The following is a 21,466-nucleotide window of genomic DNA, read 5'->3' on the forward strand; positions in this document are numbered from 1 at the left end:
GAGCATTTTGCAAAGACTGGCGGAGAGAGTGGGATTCGAACCCACGGAAGGTTTAACCCTTCGCCGGTTTTCAAGACCGGTGCCTTAAACCGCTCGGCCATCTCTCCAATCGGGTCCCGGTCGCCCGGGCAGCGGCGTATTCTCGCACGTGAAGGGCATTTGCCCAAGACCACCCTTGCCCCCGCCCCTCGCATCCGGCACGGTGGGGGCTGGACTGCATCTGGAGCCCCCATGGCCCACCTCGATCTGGCCAACCTGCGCACCACCCTGCTGGACGATACCCAGCTGGCCGCAGTGGCCCTGCATCGCACCTTCGCCGGACACCTGCCGGTCAACAGCGGGCATTTGGTGGTCTGCGATCCGCTGGTGCAGGCCGAGGCGCCGGCGCTGGCCGACTACACCGCGCCGTTGGGCCGGCATCCGGTCGAAATCATCGTGCACAGCGGCCGCCCGGCGTTGGCCGTGGTCTGGTTCAAACCCCGCGAAGCCCTCACTGCGTCTGCCCTGCACTGGCAGATGGCGCGCTGGACCACGCAGGACCTGACCGGCCTGGATGAGCACAGCTTCATCGGCTACCCGGTCGACGCCGGCATCGGCTGCTTTATGGACACCGACACCCAGCAGGCACTGCTGGCCCTGATCGAACGGGCCGATGGCGACGAAGGCAGCGAGTGCTCGGATGCGCTGATCGACCATGATGGCCTGGACGAAGGCGCAGAATACCGCCCCTGGGGCGAGGACTCACCGCATGGCCTGGTCGTGTTCACCAGCGGCTGGGGCGACGGCGTCTATCCGAGCTACTGGGCGCTGGATACGTCCGGCATTCAGGTCGCTCTGGTCACAGATTTCCTGTGCATCCAGGGCGGTGATGGGCGCGACCAGCGCGAGATCGCCGACCAAGCCTATCGCGACAGCCTTCCGCCTGAAGAAGCCGAAGCACTGGCACGACTGGTAGCGGCGGTGGAACGCGACGATGCGAACGCACTGCGCGACCTGCTGAAGAATGCGCCGCAGCGCGCCAACCAGATCGAACCGGGCTGCGGCGGCACCGGCGTGTTCGAGGCGATCCGCCTGGACCGTCCGCAGGCATTGCGGGTACTGCTGCAGGGCGGCGCATTGCCGGCGATGCCGGAGCGCCTGCACATGAGCAAGGTGACCAGTTACCTGGACTACGCGCGCTTCCTGAAGAAGCCACGCAGCGCGGAACTGATGGCGGTGCTGGAAGCACCGGTCATTGCCGGGCCCAGGCCGGTCGCACCGCCGCGGCGCAGCTTCTGGGAACGGCTGTTCGGCCGGAACTGACCGGGGCCGGAAGGCAGCAACGCCGGGCATGGCCCGGCGCTACCGTTTCACGGATTGGCGGTGCAGTTGCGGGTGGGTGCCTCAGCCCGCGTCCACCGCCAGCGCGCCCAGCGCACTGGCCTTGATCCGCTCCTTGGCCTTTTCACAGGCGCCACCGCAATCCAGGCGCGAGGCCTCCAGTTGCGGCGGCAGGTGCTCGGCCAGGAAGTCGATGAACACGCGCACCGCCGGCAGCAGGCCGCGGCGCGAGGCGAACACGGCATGGCACACGCCCTGCGGCAGCGACCAGTCCGGCAGCACCACTTCCAGCTCGCCGTTGCGCACGGCGTCGGCGCACACGGTTTCCGGAAGCATGGTGATGCCGAAACCGTCCTTCACCATGCTCTGCAGCAGCGGGAAGTCGAAGCCGGCCACGCGCGGCTGCAGGTCGACCCGGCGCACTTCGCCTTCCGGCCCGTGCAGCTCCCAGCGTTGGCGGGCTTCGTCTTCGCTGATGCTGAGGGTGACGTGCTGGGTCAGCTCTTCCGGATCCTTCGGCCGGCCGGCGCGGTCCAGGTACTTCGGGCTGGCCACCAGCAGTTCCTGCACCTGGCCGAAGCTGCGCATCACCAGGCTGCCGTCATCGTCCAGGCGCGAACGCACGCGCAGGGCCACGTCGTAGCCTTCGTTGATGATGTCCACGCGGCGGTTGCTGATGTTCAGCTGCAGGCGCACCTTCGGGTACTGCTCAAGGAACTTGGGCAGCAGCTTGGGCAGCTGCATCTGCGCCAGCGACACCGGCACGCTGGCGCGCACCACGCCGCGCGGCTCCGCGCTGAGCCGGTCCACCACTTCGCGCGCGGCCTGGGCCTCGGCCAGCATCGTCTGCGCATGGCGGTGCACGCTGGTGCCGACGTCGGTGACCGCGAAACGGCGCGTGGAGCGCTGCAGCAGGCGCACGCCCAGGTCGGTCTCCAGCTGGCTGATGCGGCGGCTCAGGCGCGACTTGGGGATGCCCAGCGCACGCTCGGCGGCAGCAAATCCGCCGTGGTCGACCACCATCGCGAAGTAGTACAGATCATTCAGGTCATGCATGCCCGAGTTCCATATCTAGAACAATACGTGGCATTCAAACACCTTTATCCCGCCTTTGCAACAACCTATCGTTCTCTCCGTCGGCGGGGCCACCCCGCCCCTCCCTCCCAGAACATAGGTGACTGCCATGAAGCTTCTGCATCTCGACGCCAGCGTGCTTGGCGAGAACTCCGTCTCCCGCCACCTGACCGCCGCCGTGGTGGCCCGCTTCAAGCAGCAGATCGAAGGCCTGCAGATCGATTATCGCGATCTTGACGCCAATCCGGTACCGCATCTTCGCAGCAGCTCGCTGGACAAGGCGGACGCGGCCGAAGCCGCCGATGCTGAACAGGTGCTCGAGCAGTTCCTTGCCGCGGACATCGTGGTGATCGGCGCGCCGATGTACAACTTCAGCATCCCGTCCACGCTGAAGGCCTGGATCGACCGCGTGGCCGTGGCCGGGCGCACCTTCAAGTACACCGAGAACGGCCCGATCGGCCTGGCCGGCGGCAAGCGCGTGATCGTGGTCAGCAGCCGCGGCGGCATCTACACCGATTCGCCGGCCGACTTCCAGGAACCGTTCCTGCGCCAGACGTTCGCCTTCTGGGGCATCAACGACATCGAGTTCGTACGTGCCGAAGGCATCGCCTACTCGCCGCAGCACCGTGAAGACGCCATCGCTGGCGCGTTGGCGGCCCTGCCGTCGCACGAAGCGGCTGAAGCCGCCGCTGCATAAGCGTTCCAGCGTTCGGTGCCCCTCTCTCCTCGTCTGGGCGCTGAACGCGGGCCGGGATCCCCTCCCCCATCCCGGCCCACCCTGGCGGCCCCGCTTTGCGGGGCCGCTTTTCTGTGTCTGGTCCGAGGGCTCGCCATCCATGCACGGTGTGGATCTACTGCACGTGTGCGTGGATTCGGTGCCATGCGCGGCGCTCACCAGAACGTTAGGCTGGGGCCATGAACTACATCGTGACCACTGCACACCGCAGCGAATTTCCGCACCCGATCACCCTGCGCCGTGGCCAGGCGCTGGTGGTGGGCGAACGCTATGAAGGCCCGGAGGGCTGGGACGACTGGTTCCTGTGCGAAGCCGAAGGGCAGCAGCCCGGTTTCGTGCCGGCGCCCGTGATCGGTCGCACTGCGCAGGGTGACGCGTTTGCCACCGAGGATTACTGCGCACGGGAGCTGGATGTGGATCCCGGGCAGGTGCTGCGTGGGCAGCGCACGCTCAATGGTTGGGCGTGGTGCGTGCCGGAGACCGGCGAACCGGGATGGGTGCCGCTGGAGAAGCTGCGGGCCATGCGGTAATCGCGGGGTTCATCCACGCATGGCGTGGATCTCCTGAGGCATCGGTGAATTCATGCCGGGCGCGTGCAACATCCTCCAGTAGATCCACGCCATGCGTGGATTCGGTGCCATGCAAGCATGGCACCCACCAGAGCTACAGCGGTGCCATGCATGCATGGCACCCACCCGATCAGAGAATCAGGCGATGGTTTCCAGCCCACCCATGTACGGGCGCAGCGCTTCCGGCACGGTGATACTGCCGTCGGCGTTCTGGTAGTTCTCCATCACTGCGATCATCGCGCGGCCAACCGCCACGCCCGAGCCGTTCAGCGTGTGCGCCAGTTCCGGCTTGCCGGTGGCCGGGTTGCGCCAGCGCGCCTGCATGCGGCGGGCCTGGAAGTCACCACAGTTCGAGCACGAGGAGATCTCGCGATAGGTTTCCTGCGACGGCAGCCAGACTTCCAGGTCGTAGGTCTTGATGGCCGAGAAGCCCATGTCGCCGGTGCACAGCAGCACCTTGCGGTACGGCAGGCCCAGCTTCTCCAGCACCACTTCGGCGCAGCGGGTCATGCGCTGGTGTTCGGCGTCGCTGTCTTCCGGGCGGCAGATCGAGACCAGCTCGACCTTCTCGAACTGGTGCTGACGGATCATGCCGCGAACGTCGCGGCCACCACTGCCAGCCTCGGCACGGAAGCACATCGAGTGGGCGGTCATGCGCAGCGGCAGGCGCTCGGCCTCGACGATCTCGTCGCGCACGATGTTGGTCAGCGGCACTTCCGAGGTCGGGATCAGGTAACGCGTGGAGTCGCCCACGGCGGTCTTGAACAGATCGTCCTCGAACTTCGGCAGCTGGCTGGTGCCACGCAGTGAATCGGCGTTGACCAGCAGCGGCACGTTGGTTTCCTCGTAGCCGTGCTCACCGGTGTGCAGGTCGACCATGAACTGGGCCAGCGCACGGTGCAGGCGCGCGATCGAGCCGCGCAGCACGGTGAAGCGCGAGCCGGACAACTTGGCCGCGGTCTCGCCGTCCAGCCAGCCGTTGCGGGCGCCCAGTTCGACGTGGTCGAGCACCTTGAAATCGAACTGGCGCGGGGTACCCCAACGTGCCTGCTCGACGTTGTCGTTCTCATCGGCACCGGCCGGCACGTCATCGGCCGGCAGGTTCGGAATGCCCATCGAGATCGCTTCGATCTTCTCGCGCAGCTCGTCCAGCGCCACTTCCGAGGCCTTCAGCTCGTCGGCGAAGGCAGCGACCTCGGCCATGATGGCCGAGACGTCCTCGCCCTTGGCCTTGGCCTGGCCGATGGCCTTGGAACGGCTGTTGCGCAGGCTCTGCAGCTCCTGGGTCCGCACCTGGATGCGCTTGCGATCGGCCTCCAGGGACTCCAGGGCAGACACGTCGAGCTCGAAGCCGCGGCTGGTGCGCAGGCGTTCGGCGAGGTCGGCGGGCTGGTGGCGGAGCAGGGCTGGATCAAGCATGGCAGGTGTCGTGGTGGGTATCAGGGATGGGATTATCGCTTGTTATACGGATTTCTGCCGCCCGGTTCATTCCCGCCGTGGCAGAATCGAGCCATTCCGTACTGGTCCGGTCCATGTCTGCACCCCGCTCGTCGTCCGCCAAGTCGTTCACTGTGCATATCCCGCGCAACGCCCTGAAGATCGCCGGCATCGCCTTCGGCGTGGGCGTATTGCTGTTCGTGCTGGTCTGGCTGACCGGCCGCGACAAGGAGTTCTTCCGCGCCGATCCGGCTGCCCAGACCCCGCAGGAAACCGCCCAGATCGAGCCCCTGCCGGAACCGCTGGCCGCTGCCGCCGGTTCCAGCGACATGCCCGATGCCAAGCCGGCACCGGTGGAGGAAGAAGCGCCGAAGCTGGTGGAAACGGCCCCGCCGCCGCCCGCGCCCGTGGCTGAAGCGGCCCCGGCTGCACCGGGCCCTGCGCCGGCGGCCACCGGCAACAGCCAGCCGATGCCGATTGCCGGACAGTCGCCGCCACCGTCCTATCCCGCCGCCGCCCTGCGCGCCGGTGAAACCGGTACGGTGGTGGTACGCGTGGACGTGGACGCCACCGGCTATCCGAACAACGCCACGGTGATCCAGCGCAGCGGTTCACGCGAGCTCGACCGTGCCGCCACCGACGCTGTGCGCCGCTGGCGCTTCACTCCGGCGCAGAGCAACGACCAGGCCGTACCCGGCAGCATTGAAGTGCCGTTCGACTTCAAGACGCAGTAACTGAACGCTTCCCGGCAGGCAAACTGAACCCTGCCGGTGGCGTTGACGCAACGCTGACACTTCCCGTCCGTGGCTCGGGCAACACTGCCCACGTCGTCCATTGACGGAAGGAGTTTGCGATGACCGCCACCACCCACGAAGACCTTCATTCGCCGCAGCTGCCGCAGGATTCAAGCGCGCAGCACAAGCCCACGTCGCCCTGGATGTGGATCGCGCTGATCATGGCGATGTTTGCCGGCGCCTTGCTCTGGCTGCGTCATTCGAACCAGGAAGACGTGGCACCGGCGCCGGTCGGTGAGCGCATGCTGCCGGCCCCTGAGCAGCCCGCGGTGACAGATGCAGCGGCCCCTGCCGCGCGCCAGGCAACCCCGGCTACTGCTTCGCGGAAGGCCGCGCCGGCAGTGCGCAATCGTGAAGCCCGCCCGCTGGCCAGCAACCGCATGCCCACCTACCCCGCCGCCGCGCTACGTAGTGGCGTGCAGGGCAGCGTGATCGCCAGCCTGAATGTCGATACCCGCGGCAACGTCGCCAGCGCTGCGATCGTCTCGCGCAGCGGCGAGCGGAGTCGCGATCTGGATCGTGCGGTGCTCAATACCGTGCAGAACTGGAAGTTCCAGCCGGCGGTGCATGACGGCCGCGCAGTAGCAAGCGTAGTGCGGGTCCCGGTGGACTTCCGTACCGAGCAGCGTTGATCGCGGACGAGGGGTTCGTGATGTTTAGACGGAGGCTTCGGCCTCCGTCCTTTTATGCGGGAAAGCGTGCCAACCAAGGTTGGCACCTACCAGGAGATGTGAGCATGCCAACCAAGGTTGGCACCTACCGGGAGATGTGAGCGTGCCAACCAAGGTTGGCACCTACCGGGCATTGCGATCGGCCGGGCATGACCCGGCGGATGCAGTAACGATCAGGCCAGGTTGAATCCGGCGCTGCGGGCCAGGCCGTCGAAGTCCGGGAAGGACGTGGCGACGTTGGCGATATCGTTGATGCGCACCTCGCCGTCACTGATCTGGCCGGCAATGGCGAACGCCATGGCGATGCGGTGGTCGCCGTGGCTTTCGATGGTGCCGCTGCCCAGGCGCACGCCACCATGCAGGGTGGCACCGTCTTCAGTTTCGTCCACCTGCATGCCCAGCGCGCGCAAGCCAGTGGCCATCGCTGCGAGACGATCGGATTCCTTCACCCGCAGCTCGGCGGCGCCGGTCACCACGGTCTGGCCTTCTGCAGCAGCTGCCGCCACGAACAGCGCCGGGAACTCGTCGATCATGTCCGGCACCAGTGCTTCCGGAATGCGAGCACCCTTCAGCGGGGCGTAGCGCACCACCAGGTCCGCCACCGGTTCACCGCCCTGCTCGGCCGGGTTCTCTTCGGTGATATCCGCGCCCATCAGGCGCAGCGCGTGCAGCAGGCCGGTGCGGCGCGGGTTCAGGCCAACCTGCTTCAGGCGCAGCTCGGAGCCCGGGATGATGCTGGCAGCCACCAGATAGAACGCCGCAGACGAGAAGTCGGCCGGCACCACGATATCCGTGGCACGAAGGCGTTGGCCGCCGCGCAGGCGCGCCTTGCCCGGCGAGAATTCGATGTCCACGCCGAACGCGGACAGCATGCGTTCGGTGTAGTCGCGGGTCGGGTGCGGCTCGACAACGCTGGTTTCGCCCTGTGCGTACAGGCCTGCCAGCAACACCGCCGACTTGATCTGCGCGCTGGCCACCGGCGAGGCGAAGTCGATGCCATGCAGCGTCTGGCCGCCATGCACGTGCAGCGGCGGCGTGCCGTCATCCTGGGTGTCGATCTTCGCGCCCATCTGCGACAGCGGGCCGGTGACGCGGCGCATCGGTCGGCCCGACAGCGACTCGTCGCCGATCAGCGTGCAGTCGAACGCCTGGCCCGCCAGCAACCCGGCCAGCAGGCGCATGCCGGTACCGGCGTTGCCGCAGTCCAGCGGCGCATCCGGCGCCTTCAGGCCGTCGATACCGACGCCGTGCACGATGCGCTGCGACGGGCTGGGGGTTTCGATGCGCACGCCCAGCTGGCTGAAGATGCGCGCGGTAGCGCGGGTGTCTTCGCCTTCCAGGAAGCCTTCGATATGCGAGGTGCCATCGGCCAGCGCGGCGAACATCACCGAGCGGTGCGAGACCGACTTGTCGCCGGGAATGGTCAGGCTGCCCTGCAGCGGCTGGCCCTTGCGGGCGATCCAGTGTTGCGCGTTGCTCATCGTTCGATCATTCCGTAAACACCGGCAGCGCCGGCGATGCATCAGGGGAGCGGCGGCCATGGCCGCCGCAGCAGCACTCAGGGCACGGCCACCGGATAGGAGCCCAGCACCTTGATCTGCGCCGAGTGCGCTTCCAGTTCGGCCAGTGCGGCCTGCATCGGCGCGTCGTCGATGTGGCCGGCCAGGTCGATGAAGAAGCCGTACTCCCACTTGCCGTGGTGCGACGGCCGCGACTCGATGCGGTTCATGCTGATGCCGTGGCGGGCGAACGGGCTGAGCACGTCGAACAGCGCACCGGGCTTGTCATGGATGAACACCAGCACCGAGGTGCGGTCGTGGCCGGAGGTCGGGAAGATGTTGCGGCCCACCACCAGGAAGCGGGTGGTGTTGTCGGCATCGTTCTGGATCGGCTTGGTGACCACCTTCTTCAGGCCGTACACGTGGCCGGCGCTCTCGCCACCGATGGCCGCTGCGTCATCGGCGTTGCGCGCACGGCGCGCACCTTCGGCATTGCTCGACACCGGAATCTTCTCGGCCTTCGGCAGGTTGGCGCGCAGCCACGCCGAGGTCTGCATGAACGACTGCGGGTGTGCGTAGATGCGCTCGATGTCCTCGATGCGGCCGCTGCGCGACATCAGGTACTGCTGCACGCGCAGTTCCACTTCGCCACAGATCTTCAGGTTGGAGGTCAGGAACATGTCCAGGGTGATCTGGATGGTGCCCTGCCCCGAATTCTCCACCGGCACCACGCCGAAATCGGCGTTGCCCGCTTCCACTTCCTGGAACACTTCCTCGATGCTGGCCATCGGCAGGCCCAGCGCGGAGCGGCCGAAGTGCTTGAGCACCGCCTGCTGGCTGAAGGTGCCTTCCGGGCCGAGGTAGCCGATCTTCAGCGGCTCCTGCTGGGCCAGGCAGGCCGACATGATCTCGCGGTAGACGTGCACCAGCAGCTCATCGCTGAGCGGGCCTTCGTTGCGGTCCACCACCATGCGCAGCACCTGCGCTTCGCGCTCGGGGCGGTAGTAGTCGACGGCAGCAGCCAGCTTGCCCTTGGCCTTGCCGACCTGGTGGGCGAAACGCGCGCGCTCGGCGATCAGGCTCTGGATGTCGCGGTCGATCTGGTCGATCTTCGAACGCACATCGGCCAGCGCCAGCGGCGCCAAGGTGGGCGCCGGGTTCGACGCAGCCTTGGACGTGCTCTTGCCCTTGGCCTTGGTGGAGGCGCTGTCCTTGGCCGGTTCGGCCTTCTTCGGCGCCTTCTTGCTGGATTTGCTGCTTGCCATCGGAATTCCCTGTTGCGGGGCACGCACCCGACGGTGCGCGCCGTTCATTGCTCAACCGTGACGCTGCTGGAAATCGGCCATGAAGGCGACCAGCGCCTCGGCCCCGGCCAGCGGCATGGCGTTGTACAGCGAAGCCCGAATGCCGCCGACCACCTTGTGGCCCTTCAGCGCCAGCAGGCCAGCGGCCTTGGCTTCGGCGACGAAGCGGGCGTCAAGCTCGGCATCGGGCAGGAAGAACGGAATGTTCATGCGCGAACGGGCCGCATGTGCGACCTCATTGCGGTAGAAGCCGCCGGAGCCGTCGATGGCGCCGTACACCAGCGCGGCCTTGGCGGCGTTGCGCTTGGCGAACTCGGTCACGCCCCCTTCGGCCAGCATCCACTTGAACACCAGGCCGGCCAGGTACCAGTTCCAGGTCGGCGGCGTATTGAGCATCGAATCGCGGGCGACGTGCGAGCGGTAATCGAAGATGTCCGCGCGCGGCTGGCCACCACGCTCGAGCAGGTCGCGGCGGATGATCATCACCGCGATGCCGACCGGGCCCAGGTTCTTCTGCGCGCCGGCGTAGATCACGCCATAACGGCGCACATCCAGCGGTTCGCTGGCGATGGACGAGCTGAAGTCGGCGATCAGCGGGACGTTGCCGGTATCGGGCACATCACGGAATTCGACGCCGTGGATGGTCTCGTTGGCGGTGATGTGCACGTAGGCGGCATCGCGCGACAGCTGCCAGTCGGCACGCGCCGGCAGCTCGCGGTAGCCGTGGGCCTCGCTGCTGGCGGCGATGTTGACGTCGACGTAGACCCCGGCCTGCTTGACCGCGGTCTTGCCCCAGTGACCACTGACCACGTAGTCGGCACGCTGGCCGGGGCTGGCGAAGTTGAGCGGGATCAGCGCCTGCTGGGTGGTGGCGCCACCGGACAGGAACAGCACCGCATAGTCGTCGGGGATGTCGAGCAGGCGACGCAGGTCGGCCTCGGCTTCGGCGGCCACGGACATGAATTCCGCGCCGCGATGGCTCATTTCCACGATCGAAGCGCCGGACCCGTGCCAGTCCAGCATTTCCGCCTGCGCCTGGCGCAGGACCGATTCCGGCAAGGTCGCAGGGCCGGCACTGAAGTTGAACGCGCGCGTCATGTCACACCTGTGGGGCAAGACCGCTAGTATGCCGCAGTGCACCAGCCTTGCGGCCTTGTGGCGCAAGGGAAATTTGGTTTCATTGGAATCCATTGGCGACGCGACCGGGTAGTGCCGGCCGCTGGCCGGCAACCTCATGGATTCAGGGCGGCGGTTGCCGGCCAGCGGCCGGCACTACCGTCACCGCGCGACCGTCAGCGCGCGCCGAACCAGAGCAGCAGGCTGAGCACTGCCGCCAGCAACAAGGCGCTGGCCAGCAGCCACGGCCAGCGCCGGACCCTGCGCGGCGTCACCGGCAGCACCGGCGCCTGTTCCGCGTCGTCGCCGGACTCGTCCTCGGCCGGCAACGGCCGCCGACGTGGATCATGCGGCACTTCCAGCACGAAACGATGCTGGCCATCGAACACCACCTGGTCGCCGGCCTGCAGCCAGCAGTGGCGCACGGCTACGCCGTTGACCCGGGTGCCGTCGGCACTGCCGAGGTCGCGCAGCAGCACACGATCACCGTGCACTTCCACGCGGGCGTGCTGTTCGGCGAAGGCCGGATCGTCGATGGCGATGTCGGCGTCGCTGCCGCGGCCGATCAACCGTGCCCGCGACAGCGTATAGCTGCGGCCATGATGCAGGCCGCCGACACCGCGCAGCAGGCGCTGCTGCTCATCGGTGCCATCGTCGTTCTTCGGCGCGGGTGCCTGCAGCAGGCTCTCGACCTCGCCCTGCAGCACCATCTCCACGCCGTCCACATAGACCGCATCGCCTGCACGCAGCAGCGCCATGCGGCGCACCGGCCGACCATTCACGTGGATGCCACGGATACCGTTGCCGACCTGCAGCCACAGGCCGCGATCGTCCATGCAGAACTGCGCCAGCAGCAGGGCGCCGTGGCCGGCGTCGCCGAGCCGCACGCTGCCGTTGGCCTGGCGCACGATGCGTTGCACCCCGGGCCGCAGCGGCTGGTCGGGCTGTTGTTGTTGACTGAAGTGAACAAGCAGGTTCTGCACGCGGCGCAGCCTAGCAGGTTGGCCGCCAACGAAGAAGAACCTGCGATGAGTGCTTGGCGCGACGGCCCTCGATGCGCACAATGCTCGCCCTCATTGATCATCCCCGCCCTGCGCCAGGAGCCTGCATGTCCACCATCGATGTCCGCCACGCCCACGCCCTGCCCGACGCACAGGCACGCGCCGCGATCGAACAGGTCGCCGCCAAGCTGTCCGAGCGCTTCGGCCTGAAGTCGTCCTGGGCCGCCGACGTGCTGAACTTCTCCGGCAGCGGCGTGGACGGTGCGATCGAACTGCAGCCGGGCGCCGTGCGCGTGACCGCCAAGCTGGGCTTCCTGCTGTCGGCGATGAAGGGCATGGTCGAGGGCGAGATCCAGCGCGTGCTGAAGGAAAAGCTGGGCTGAACCCCGGCGGCGGCCGTCACGGCCGTGCAACGCCAGTGCACGCTACTCTCGGGGCAGGCCCAACTCCCACGGGAAGTGCGATGAACCAGTACGAAAACGATGACCGCCGCAACGACGACGCCTCGTTCGGTGACCAGGCCGAGCGCTTCTCGCGCAAGCTGAGTGACTCGGCGCAGCAGGTCTGGCTGGCCGGCCTGGGCGCTCTTGGCCGTGCACAGGCCGAAGGCAGCCGCTTCTTCGACGGCCTGGTGAAGGAAGGCGAAGCCTGGGAGGCCCGCCGCCGTGAACGCCACGGCGAACAGGGTCCGGGCTGGCGCGACAACGTGGAATCCTCGCTGGATGAGGCCCGCGAGAAGGCCTCTGGCACCTGGAACAAGGTCGAAAAGGCCTTCGATGACCAGGTGCAGGGCGTGCTCAAGCGCCTGCATGTCCCAACTGCCGATGAGGTGACCGCGCTGGAAGCCCGTATCGACGCCCTGCACGCGCGGCTGGCCAAGCTGGAAAACCGTGCGGCCTCGGGCGCCGATGCTCCCGCCCCGGGCAGCCATCAGTCGCCAGGCAGCGTGCCCTGACGGCCATTGTTGCAATGCAATAAAATTTGATTGACAATCGCGAGCAACCCGCCAATCGCTTCGGCTGCCGTTTGTTCCCTCCCCTCACGGCTTCAGGATTGGCGGGTTTTTCGTGCCCGCCGTATGCCGATCTGAGCGTTCCATCACGCTTCCTGTCAGGAACGTCCTGACCCAGCCGGATAGTGCGACCTTTACACTGTCGTCTTCCGCATTCGCCCCTTCCGCGCACCTCCTGCATGCTCCCTTGGATCCTGGCCCTGCTGTCGGCCCTGCTTACCTGTTCCCTGGCTGTTGTCTATCTGTGGTGGATCAAGCGGCGGCAGAAGGAGATGCAACTCGGCCTGCAAGCGCTGGCCGGCATGCACTGGCGCGAGTTCTCGGTACTGGTCAAGCGCATGCTGCGCGAACAGCGCGGCCTGCGTGAACTGAATGATCCGGCGGAGGAATCCCGCGAGCCGAGCAGCGACTTCCTGCTCAGCGACGGCCCCAACCAGTGGCTGGTGTCCTGCAAGCATGGCCTTGCCTACCGTATCGGCACCGCCGCAGTGAACGAGCTGGGGGCTGCTGCGCGCCTGGCCGGCGCCAAGGGCGGCGTGCTGCTGACCGAAGGCCGGATGGAACGCGACGGGCGCAGCGCTGCCGAGAAGCAGGCGGTAGAAGTACTGGACGGTCCGCGCCTGTGGCCGCTGCTGCAGCCCTACCTGCCGGCGGAAATCGAAACCCGTGTGCGCGCCAGCGCCCGCCATGAAGCCTTGCGCCGGATCGCCATTGCCGCGCTCGGCGCGGTCACGCTGGGCCTGCTGGTGGGATTGAGCCTGCAAGGCTTGCATGTGCAGGACACCGCGCCTGTTGCCGAGGTGGCGGATACCCCCGCGCCGGTTGCGCCTATGGTTGAAGCGGCACCCGAACCGGCACCGGCCCCCGCCACCACGCCGCCGGCCGCTGCGCCTGCACCGGCCGCGCCCTCAGCCGACGCGCGCAGCAACCCCAACCCGGATGCCGCCACGCTGGAGCGCTTCCAGGCCGATCTTTCCCGCGCCTTGGCCGGCAAGCCCGGTATCGCCAGCGGGGTCTGGCTGACCCGCCAGACGCTGGCGATCAACCGCACGGGCGAGCTGGACGCGGTGTGGCCGCAGGTCTGCGAGGAAGTGCTGCACTACCCCGCCCTGCGCAACGTGCGCATCCAGCTCAATGCCCGCCCGGGCGTGAATGAGCCGGTACGCTGGCGGCAATGCGCCACGTATTGATTGGGACCAACATCCACGCATGGCGTGGATCTACTGAATCCCGATGCACGAATCTTTGGTAGGTCCACGCCATGCGTGGGCGCCTTTGCAGAGTCGAGCCACGCTCGACTCATCGCGCATCGAGCGAACCCCTTGGTAGATCCACGCCATGCGTGGATGGAATCCCTATCGCGCGCCCGGCGCGAAGCGCGCCACCAGGTCCCAGGCATCCCCAAGGAACACCTGGCGCACGCGGGTGATCGGCTGTTCGCCACGCCAGGTCAGGCGCTCGATCACCAGACAGGCGGTGCCGGGCTTCACGTCCAGCAGCCTGGCGGTGGCGGTATCTGCCCCCCAGGCGCTGATGCGGTGCTGGGCACGGGTCCACGACACGTTCTGCAGCAGCCAGCTGCCTGGCGCGGTAGTACTGAAGTCGACCTCCAACACCTCCGGCACCCCCACCGGGCTGATCAGGCGATGCTCCAGCGCCAGCGGGCGACCATCGGCCAGGTGCAGGCAGCGCATCGCCAGCAGGTTTTCCTGCCCGGCCAGCTCGACTTCACCGGCATTGCCGGCATCGGCAAGGCGCAGGTCGCGCTGCAGCAGGCGATAGGTGTACTGGTGGCCGCGCGAGCCAACCTCCATCGCGATATCGGGGATCTCCAGCGCCACCTGCTCCAGGTGCGGGGGTTGCCGCGCCACGAACGAACCGGCACGGCGGCGACGCTCGATCATGCCGCTCTCGGCCAACGCGGTCAGCACTTTGTTCACCGTCATCCGCGAGCAGCCGTACTGCTCCATCAGCTCGTGCTCGTACGGAATCCGGAAGCCCGGCGCCCATTCTCCGCTGAGGATGCGGCTTTCCAGATCGCTGCGGATACGCTGGTTGAGCGTGGCGGACTTGCTGGCCTTCACGTAATGGGGTCTCGGTAGCGGGAGGCGATCAGCCCAGCACGCCACGCAGGGCGGCGGTAAAGGCGGTGGTGATCGCCTCGCGCTGCAGGTGGCGGGCCTCGGCCACGCATTGGCGGCCCTGGCGCCAGACCGATCGCAGCGCGCCATTACGTGCGGCGAACACCCAGCTGTCAAGCCATGCGTCATCCTGTCGCGCCTGCAGCGCCGGGTGCCCGGCATCCAGTTCGACCAGGTCGGCACTGGCGCCGACCTGCAGGCCAGCGGCCACGCCCAGCGCCTGTGCACCACCGTGCAGTGCGCCTTCGAACAGGAAGCGGCCGGTACTGCGGGTGGCATCCGGGGCCAGCACGTTGCGACCGCGCAGGGTCAGGCGCTGGCCGTATTCGAGCAGGCGCAGTTCTTCGGCCGCATCGATCAGCACATTGGAATCGGAGCCGACACCGAAGCGCCCGCCCTCGCGCGCGAACGCCTGCATCGGGAACAGGCCGTCGCCCAGATTGGCTTCGGTGATCGGGCACAGGCCGGCCACGGCCTGGCTGGCCACGATGGCGGCGCGCTCATCGTCGGTGATGTGGGTGGCGTGCACCAAGCACCAGCGCGCATCCACCGGTGCATGGTCGTACAGCCACTGCACCGGACGCTGGCCGCTCCAGGCCAGGCAGGCCTCGACTTCACGCACCTGCTCGGCGATATGGATGTGCACCGGGCCGTCGGTCAGCGGCAGCAACGCACTCAATTCCTCGCCGGTGACTGCACGCAGGCTGTGCGGCGCGATGCCGAGCACCGCATCCGGCAGCGCGGCCAGTGCCGGCTTGGCGGCGTCCAGCAGCTGCGCGAAACCGTCCACGTCGTGGATCAGGCGACGCTGTGCCGGATTCGGCGGCGCCCCGCCGAAATCGGCATGTGCATAGAACACCGGCAGCAGGGTCAGGCCGATGCCGGTCTGGTCGGCGGCGGCAGCAATCCGTGCACTCATCTCGGCGCGGTTGGCATAGGCGCGACCCTCGGCGTCGTGGTGCAGGTAATGGAATTCGCCGACGCGGGTGAAGCCGCTTTCCAGCATTTCCATGTAGGCCTGGGCGGCGATGGCTTGCACTGCGTCCGGGCGCAGATGGGCCAGAAAACGGTACATCAGCTCACGCCAGCTCCAGAAGCTGTCACCGTCACCGCCGCCGATCTCGGTCAGCCCGGCCATGCCGCGCTGGAAGGCATGGCTGTGCAGGTTGGGCAGGCCCGGCACCAGGATGCCGACGCGGGAGTCGCCGTGCTGGGCGCCCTGCCCCATGTGGATCGCCGTGATGCGGCCGTCCTGCACCTGCAGGCGGACATCGCGGGCCCAGCCATCGGCCAGAAGGGCGTGGGTGGCATGGAAACAGAGCGGGGAACGCGAATCGGACATGGCTGGACAACCCGAAATGGACGCCTATATTGTATAGACATATAAGCACAGCCGCGTTGTGGATGCCATGCACGTCGATACCCTCTGGTCCAACGTCCACCTGATCACCCTCGATGGCGAGGGGCTGGGTGTCATCCGCGATGGCGTGCTGGCCTGCGCCGACGGCCGCATCGTCCATGTCGGCCCGGCCGGCAGCGACGCCCACCTGCAGCCGACCACCCGCATCGATGGCGAAGGCCGCTGGATCTCGCCCGGCCTGATCGACTGCCACACCCACCTGGTCTACGCCGGCAACCGCGCCAACGAATTCGAGCAGCGCCTGCAGGGCGTCAGTTATGCCGAGATCGCCCGTGCCGGCGGCGGCATCGTCTCCACCGTGCGCGCCACCCGTGCTGCCACCCCGGAACAGCTGGCCAGCGAAAGCCGGCCGCGCCTGCTGGCGATGCGTGCCGAAGGCGTGACCACGATCGAGATCAAGTCCGGCTACGGCCTGACCCTGCCCGACGAACGCAAGCAGCTGCAGGTAGCGCGTGCGCTGGGCGAGGAGTGCCGGGTCAACGTGGTGACCACATTCCTCGGCGCACACGCGATTCCGCCAGGCCGCGAGGCGCAGGAATACACCGACGAGGTGTGCAACGTGATGATTCCGGCCATCGCCGCCGAAGGCCTGGCCGAAGCGGTGGACGTATTCTGCGAGAACATCGCCTTCTCGCCGGCGCAGGCGCGGCAGGTCTTCGAAGCGGCGCGCGCCAACGGGCTGGCGGTGAAGATTCATGCCGAGCAGCTGAGCAACCAGCATGGCGCCGAACTGGCCGCCAGCTTCGGTGCCCTCTCGGCCGACCATATCGAACATCTGGACGATGCCGGCATCGCCGCGATGGCCGCCGCCGGCACCGTCGCCGTGCTGTTGCCCGGTGCCTTCTATTTCACCCGCGATACCACCCTGCCGCCGATCGCTGCGCTGCGTGCGGCCGCCGTGCCGCTGGCGCTGGCCACCGACAGCAATCCGGGCACTTCGCCGCTGACCAGCCCGCTGCTGGCGATGAACATGGGCGCCACCCTGTTCCGCCTGACCGTGGATGAGTGCATCGCCGGCTTCACCCGTGAAGCGGCGCGCGCGCTCGGACGCAGCGACCGCATCGGCCGCCTCGCCGTGGGCCTGGACTGCGACCTGGCGATCTGGGACATCGATGCCCCCGCCGACCTGGTCTATCGCATTGGATTCAACCCGCTGCACGCGCGCGTGGTGCGCGGACAGCCCGACCTGCCTGCCTCCTGGAGCAACACATGAGCAACACCCTGGTTCTTCGCCCCGGCCATGTCACTCTTGCCCAGTGGCGGCAGGTCTATCGCGGTGCGCCGCTTGCACTGGACCCGGCCGCGCTGCCGGTGGTGCGCGCCAGTGCTGCGGCGGTGGCCGCCATCGTCGCCAAGGGCGCGCCGGTGTATGGCATCAACACCGGTTTCGGCAAGCTGGCCAGCGTGCGCATCGAGCGCGAAGATCTGGCCACCCTGCAGCGGAACATCGTGCTCTCGCATGCCGCCGGCGTGGGCGAGCCGATGCCGGCCAGCGTGGTGCGCCTGATGATGGCGCTTAAGCTGGTCAGCCTGGCGCAGGGTGCGTCAGGCATTCGCGAGGAGACGCTGCTGCTGCTGGAAGCGATGCTGGTCAAGGGCGTGCTGCCGGTGGTGCCCGCACAGGGCTCGGTGGGTGCCTCGGGTGACCTGGCGCCGCTCTCGCACCTGGCCAGCGTGATGCTGGGCGTAGGCGAAGCCTTCATCGGTGACGAGCGCCTACCGGCAGCCGACGCACTGGCACGTGCCGGCCTGCAGCCGATCGAACTGGGCGCGAAGGAAGGTCTGGCGCTGCTCAACGGCACCCAGTTCTCCACCGCCTATGCGCTGGCGGGCCTGTTCGAGATCGAGACCGTGTTCCAGGCCGCACTGGTCACCGGCGCGCTGTCGGTGGAAGCTGCCAAGGGTTCCGACACGCCCTTCGACCCGCGCATCCACGCGATCCGCGGCCAGCGCGGGCAGATCGCCACCGCCGCCACCCTGCGCGCGCTGATGCAGGGCTCGGACATCCGCGAGTCGCATCGCGACAACGACGTGCGCGTGCAGGACCCGTACTGCCTGCGCTGCCAGCCGCAGGTGATGGGCGCGGCGCTGGACATCCTGCGCCAGGCCGCGACCACGCTGGAAATTGAAGCCAACGGCGTGTCCGACAATCCGCTGGTGTTCACGGACACCGGCGAAGCGCTGTCCGGTGGCAACTTCCACGCCGAGCCAGTGGCCTTCGCCGCCGACATGCTGGCGATGGCGGTGTGCGAGATCGGTTCGATCAGCGAGCGCCGCCTGGCGATGCTGGTGGACCCGGCCCTGTCCGGCCTGCCGGCGTTCCTGACCCCGCGCCCGGGCCTGAATTCCGGCTTCATGATTCCGCAGGTGACCGCCGCTGCACTGGTCTCGGAAAACAAGCAGCGCGCCTACCCGGCCAGCGTTGATTCGATTCCGACCTCGGCCAACCAGGAAGACCATGTGTCGATGGCCGCGCATGGCGCGCGCCGGCTGATGCAGATGGCCGAGAACGCCGCCAACGTGATCGGCATCGAGCTGCTGGCCGCCGCGCAGGGCTGTGATTTCCATGCGCCGCTGCGCTCCAGCGCCGCGCTGGAAACGGTGCGCGCCACCCTGCGTGCGCAGGTGCCGACGCTGGAAGAAGACCGCTATTTCCACCCCGACATGGTGACCGCCACGAATCTTGTGCGCAGTGGCGCGCTGGCGCAGGGCCTGGGCGATCTGTTGCCGACTGTGGAACCGCAGGCATGACGACTCTTCCTGAATGGTTGACGGTGCACGAGGGCGATGCCCCCCTCATCGTCAGCTTCCCGCATACCGGCAGCGAGCTGCCGCACGACCTGATCGGCGACTACCACTCGCCGTGGCTGGCCCGCCGCGATGCCGACTGGTGGGTGCACGAGCTGTACGACTTCGTGCGCGGCATGGGCGCGACCACGGTGCGCTCGGCGATCTCGCGTTCGGTGATCGACCTCAACCGCGATCCCAGCGGCGTGTCGCTGTACCCGGGCCAGAACACCACCGGCCTGTGTCCGCTGACGACCTTCGACAACCAGCCGCTGTACCACGCCGGGCACGAACCGGACGAAGCAGAAATCGCCCGTCGTCGCGACACGTATTTCCTGCCTTACCACGATGCGCTGGCTTCGCAGATCACGCGCCTGCGTGCACGCCACGGCACCGTGGTGGTGTACGACGCGCACTCGATCCGCTCGCATATCCCGCACCTGTTCGAGGGCGAACTGCCGCAGTTCAACCTGGGGACTGCCGGTCCGTCCGGCGCACCGGACACCTCCTGCGACAACGCCCTGAGCGACGTGGTGGAGAACCTGCTGAAGATCAGTGGCATGAGCCAGGTGCGCAACGGCCGCTTCAAGGGCGGCTGGATCACCCGCCACTACAGCAACATCGCCGGCGGCGTGCACAGCCTGCAGATGGAGCTTGCCTGCCGCGGCTACATGCACGAACCCCTGCCGGACCAGGTGGACGAACACAGCTGGCCCACCCCGCTCGACCCCGACCACGCCGCACCACTGCGCCACACCCTGGCGCAGGTGCTCAACGCCTGCCTTGAATTCGCTACGAACCGGAGCGCCGCATGACCCGCAACGACCCGTCCCGCACCATCGCCGCGCCGACCGGCACCACGCTGAACGCCAAGAGCTGGCTGACCGAAGCACCGCTGCGCATGCTGATGAACAACCTGCACCCGGACGTGGCCGAGCGCCCGCAGGAACTGGTGGTGTATGGCGGCATCGGCCGCGCCGCACGCGACTGGGAGAGCTTCGACGCCATCGTCGAAACGCTCAAGCGCCTGGACGATGACCAGACCCTGCTGGTGCAGTCCGGCAAGCCCGTGGGCGTGTTCCGCACCCACGCCGATGCACCGCGCGTGCTGATCGCCAATTCCAACCTGGTGCCGCGCTGGGCCAACTGGGACCACTTCAACGAGCTGGATAAGAAGGGCCTGGCCATGTACGGCCAGATGACCGCCGGCAGCTGGATCTACATCGGTGCGCAGGGCATCGTGCAGGGCACCTACGAGACCTTCGTGGAAATGGGGCGCCAGCATTTCGGCGGCGACCTGACCGGGAAGTGGCTGTTCACCGGTGGCCTCGGCGGCATGGGTGGTGCACAGCCGCTGGCTGCCGTGATGGCCGGCGCCTCCTGCCTGGCCGTCGAGTGCCGCAAGAGCAGCATCGACATGCGCCTGCGCACCGGCTACCTGGATACCTGGACCGACAACCTGGACGAAGCGCTGCGCCTGATCGATGAATCGTGCAAGGCCGGTACGCCGAAGTCGGTGGGCCTGCTCGGCAACGTCGCCGACGTGCTGGCCGAACTTCTCAAGCGCGGCGTGAAGCCGGACCTGCTGACCGACCAGACCTCCGCGCACGACCCGGTGAACGGCTACCTGCCGCAGGGCTGGACGGTCGAGCAGTGGGACGAGAAGCGCGTTTCCGCCCCCAAGGAAGTGGAGAAGGCCGCGCGCGCATCGATGGCCAACCACATCTGCGCCATGCTCGGCTTCCACGCGCTGGGCGTGCCGACCGTGGACTACGGCAACAACCTGCGGCAGATGGCGCTGGAAGAAGGTGTGGCCAATGCCTTCGATTTCCCGGGTTTCGTGCCGGCCTACATCCGCCCGTTGTTCTGCCGCGGCATCGGCCCGTTCCGTTGGGCGGCACTGAGTGGCGACCCGGAAGACATCGCCAAGACCGATGCCAAGGTGAAGGAACTGATTCCGGACAACCCGCACCTGCACCGCTGGCTCGACATGGCGGCCGAGAAGATCAAGTTCCAGGGCCTGCCGGCGCGCATCTGCTGGGTCGGCCTGGGTGATCGTGATCGACTTGGCCTGGCATTCAACGAGATGGTCGCCAACGGCGAACTGAAGGCGCCGGTGGTGATCGGTCGCGACCATCTGGACAGTGGCAGCGTCGCCTCGCCGAACCGCGAAACCGAAGCGATGGCCGACGGCTCCGATGCGGTGTCCGACTGGCCGCTGCTGAACGCCCTGCTCAACACCGCCAGCGGCGCGACCTGGGTGTCGCTGCATCACGGTGGTGGCGTCGGCATGGGCTTCTCGCAGCACGCCGGCATGGTGATCGTCTGCGACGGTACCGAGGCGGCGGCCAAGCGGATTGGCCGCGTGCTGTGGAACGACCCGGCCACCGGCGTGATGCGCCATGCTGACGCGGGCTATGAGATCGCGATTGAATGCGCGAAGGAAAAGGGACTGGATCTGCCGGGCATTCTCGGCTGATCGAGGTCCGGGTAGTGCCGGCCGCTGGCCGGCACCGCCCAAGCATTGCCCGTGCCGCCGTCCGCCGTCCGCCCCCCCCCCCTGATGCGGGGACGCTCTGGTAGAT

The 21,466-nt window shown here is 67.6% G+C and carries 20 protein-coding genes and 1 tRNA gene; 12 read left to right on the forward strand and 9 right to left on the reverse strand.

The features are described 5' to 3' along the window. Positions 1-17: 17 nt before the first annotated feature. Positions 18-107, reverse strand: a tRNA-Ser gene (locus AC5P9P_RS05400). 124 nt (positions 108-231) lie between these two features. Here AC5P9P_RS05400 and AC5P9P_RS05405 point away from each other — a divergent pair. Beyond that, entirely contained in the window at positions 232-1,302 is a 1,071-nt protein-coding gene (locus AC5P9P_RS05405; protein ID WP_495232631.1) for a DUF4241 domain-containing protein, read from the forward strand. A gap of 81 nt (positions 1,303-1,383) precedes the next feature. Here the strand turns inward: AC5P9P_RS05405 and AC5P9P_RS05410 are convergent, their stop codons facing one another. Further along, a complete protein-coding gene (locus AC5P9P_RS05410) occupies positions 1,384-2,376 on the reverse strand; it encodes a LysR family transcriptional regulator (protein WP_005410175.1) in 993 nt (330 codons plus the stop codon). Between the two features lie 127 nt (positions 2,377-2,503). Here AC5P9P_RS05410 and AC5P9P_RS05415 point away from each other — a divergent pair, with 127 nt between their 5' ends. Together AC5P9P_RS05415 and AC5P9P_RS05420 are read left to right on the forward strand one after the other, a co-directional pair. Beyond that, positions 2,504-3,091 (forward strand): FMN-dependent NADH-azoreductase, encoded by a 588-nt coding sequence (locus AC5P9P_RS05415; RefSeq protein WP_495232632.1) that lies wholly within the window; start codon positions 2,504-2,506, stop codon positions 3,089-3,091. Between the two features lie 218 nt (positions 3,092-3,309). Then, positions 3,310-3,660, forward strand: a complete 351-nt coding sequence (locus AC5P9P_RS05420; protein ID WP_019337278.1) for an SH3 domain-containing protein — start codon at positions 3,310-3,312, stop codon at positions 3,658-3,660. 177 nt (positions 3,661-3,837) lie between these two features. Here the strand turns inward: AC5P9P_RS05420 and serS are convergent, their stop codons facing one another. Beyond that, the gene (gene serS, locus AC5P9P_RS05425) at positions 3,838-5,118 is read right to left on the reverse strand and encodes a serine--tRNA ligase (RefSeq protein WP_111108325.1); all 1,281 of its coding nucleotides are present in this window, start codon (positions 5,116-5,118) and stop codon (positions 3,838-3,840) included. Positions 5,119-5,231: 113 nt separating this feature from the next. On the opposite strand from serS, the gene AC5P9P_RS05430 reads away from it, so the two are divergent. Further along, on the forward strand, positions 5,232-5,870 hold the full coding sequence (locus tag AC5P9P_RS05430) for an energy transducer TonB (RefSeq protein ID WP_495232633.1): 639 nt from the start codon (positions 5,232-5,234) through the stop codon (positions 5,868-5,870). 119 nt (positions 5,871-5,989) lie between these two features. Then, positions 5,990-6,562, forward strand: coding sequence for an energy transducer TonB (locus AC5P9P_RS05435; protein WP_111108327.1), 573 nt, complete (start codon positions 5,990-5,992; stop codon positions 6,560-6,562). Between the two features lie 212 nt (positions 6,563-6,774). Here the strand turns inward: AC5P9P_RS05435 and aroA are convergent, their stop codons facing one another. The 4 genes from aroA to AC5P9P_RS05455 form a co-directional block, all read right to left on the reverse strand. Further along, positions 6,775-8,082, reverse strand: a complete 1,308-nt coding sequence (gene aroA / locus AC5P9P_RS05440; RefSeq protein WP_099529901.1) for a 3-phosphoshikimate 1-carboxyvinyltransferase — start codon at positions 8,080-8,082, stop codon at positions 6,775-6,777. Between the two features lie 77 nt (positions 8,083-8,159). Beyond that, the gene (gene pheA, locus AC5P9P_RS05445; RefSeq protein WP_005410182.1) at positions 8,160-9,365 is read right to left on the reverse strand and encodes a prephenate dehydratase; all 1,206 of its coding nucleotides are present in this window, start codon (positions 9,363-9,365) and stop codon (positions 8,160-8,162) included. Positions 9,366-9,416: 51 nt separating this feature from the next. Next, a complete protein-coding gene (gene serC, locus AC5P9P_RS05450; RefSeq protein ID WP_049403087.1) occupies positions 9,417-10,502 on the reverse strand; it encodes a 3-phosphoserine/phosphohydroxythreonine transaminase in 1,086 nt (361 codons plus the stop codon). Positions 10,503-10,696: 194 nt separating this feature from the next. Continuing rightward, the gene (locus tag AC5P9P_RS05455) at positions 10,697-11,503 is read right to left on the reverse strand and encodes an FHA domain-containing protein (protein ID WP_049403088.1); all 807 of its coding nucleotides are present in this window, start codon (positions 11,501-11,503) and stop codon (positions 10,697-10,699) included. 125 nt (positions 11,504-11,628) lie between these two features. Between AC5P9P_RS05455 and AC5P9P_RS05460 the strand changes: the two genes are divergently transcribed. From AC5P9P_RS05460 to AC5P9P_RS05470, 3 genes are all read left to right on the forward strand, one after another. Continuing rightward, complete coding sequence (locus tag AC5P9P_RS05460; RefSeq protein ID WP_005410185.1) at positions 11,629-11,904, forward strand: polyhydroxyalkanoic acid system family protein; 276 nt, start codon at positions 11,629-11,631, stop codon at positions 11,902-11,904. An 80-nt stretch (positions 11,905-11,984) separates the two neighbouring features. After that, complete coding sequence (locus AC5P9P_RS05465) at positions 11,985-12,476, forward strand: phasin family protein (protein ID WP_024956383.1); 492 nt, start codon at positions 11,985-11,987, stop codon at positions 12,474-12,476. Positions 12,477-12,712: 236 nt separating this feature from the next. Next, positions 12,713-13,723 carry a restriction endonuclease gene (locus AC5P9P_RS05470; RefSeq protein WP_495232634.1) on the forward strand — a complete coding sequence of 337 codons (1,011 nt, stop codon included), beginning with the start codon at positions 12,713-12,715 and terminating at the stop codon, positions 13,721-13,723. Between the two features lie 165 nt (positions 13,724-13,888). Here AC5P9P_RS05470 and hutC read toward each other — a convergent pair whose 3' ends face one another. Together hutC and AC5P9P_RS05480 are read right to left on the reverse strand one after the other, a co-directional pair. Next, positions 13,889-14,617: a histidine utilization transcriptional repressor HutC gene (hutC, locus tag AC5P9P_RS05475; protein ID WP_049403089.1), complete on the reverse strand. Its 729-nt coding sequence runs from the start codon at positions 14,615-14,617 to the stop codon at positions 13,889-13,891. A 28-nt stretch (positions 14,618-14,645) separates the two neighbouring features. Next, on the reverse strand, positions 14,646-16,016 hold the full coding sequence (locus tag AC5P9P_RS05480) for a formimidoylglutamate deiminase (RefSeq protein ID WP_495232635.1): 1,371 nt from the start codon (positions 16,014-16,016) through the stop codon (positions 14,646-14,648). A gap of 67 nt (positions 16,017-16,083) precedes the next feature. On the opposite strand from AC5P9P_RS05480, the gene hutI reads away from it, so the two are divergent. From hutI to hutU, 4 genes are read left to right on the forward strand one after another with little or no spacing between them, the layout of a single operon-like run. Continuing rightward, a complete protein-coding gene (gene hutI, locus AC5P9P_RS05485; RefSeq protein WP_049403141.1) occupies positions 16,084-17,307 on the forward strand; it encodes an imidazolonepropionase in 1,224 nt (407 codons plus the stop codon). Then, positions 17,304-18,845, forward strand: a complete 1,542-nt coding sequence (gene hutH / locus AC5P9P_RS05490) for a histidine ammonia-lyase (protein ID WP_024956379.1) — start codon at positions 17,304-17,306, stop codon at positions 18,843-18,845. The genes hutI and hutH overlap by 4 nt, the downstream gene beginning before the upstream one ends. Continuing rightward, the gene (gene hutG, locus AC5P9P_RS05495; RefSeq protein ID WP_005413876.1) at positions 18,842-19,696 is read left to right on the forward strand and encodes an N-formylglutamate deformylase; all 855 of its coding nucleotides are present in this window, start codon (positions 18,842-18,844) and stop codon (positions 19,694-19,696) included. Before hutH ends, hutG begins: the two co-directional genes overlap by 4 nt. Continuing rightward, positions 19,693-21,360: a urocanate hydratase gene (gene hutU / locus AC5P9P_RS05500; RefSeq protein WP_495232636.1), complete on the forward strand. Its 1,668-nt coding sequence runs from the start codon at positions 19,693-19,695 to the stop codon at positions 21,358-21,360. Before hutG ends, hutU begins: the two co-directional genes overlap by 4 nt. Positions 21,361-21,466 lie beyond the last annotated feature (106 nt).

This window comes from Stenotrophomonas sp. YJH_SMC_14-1 (assembly GCF_059372275.1).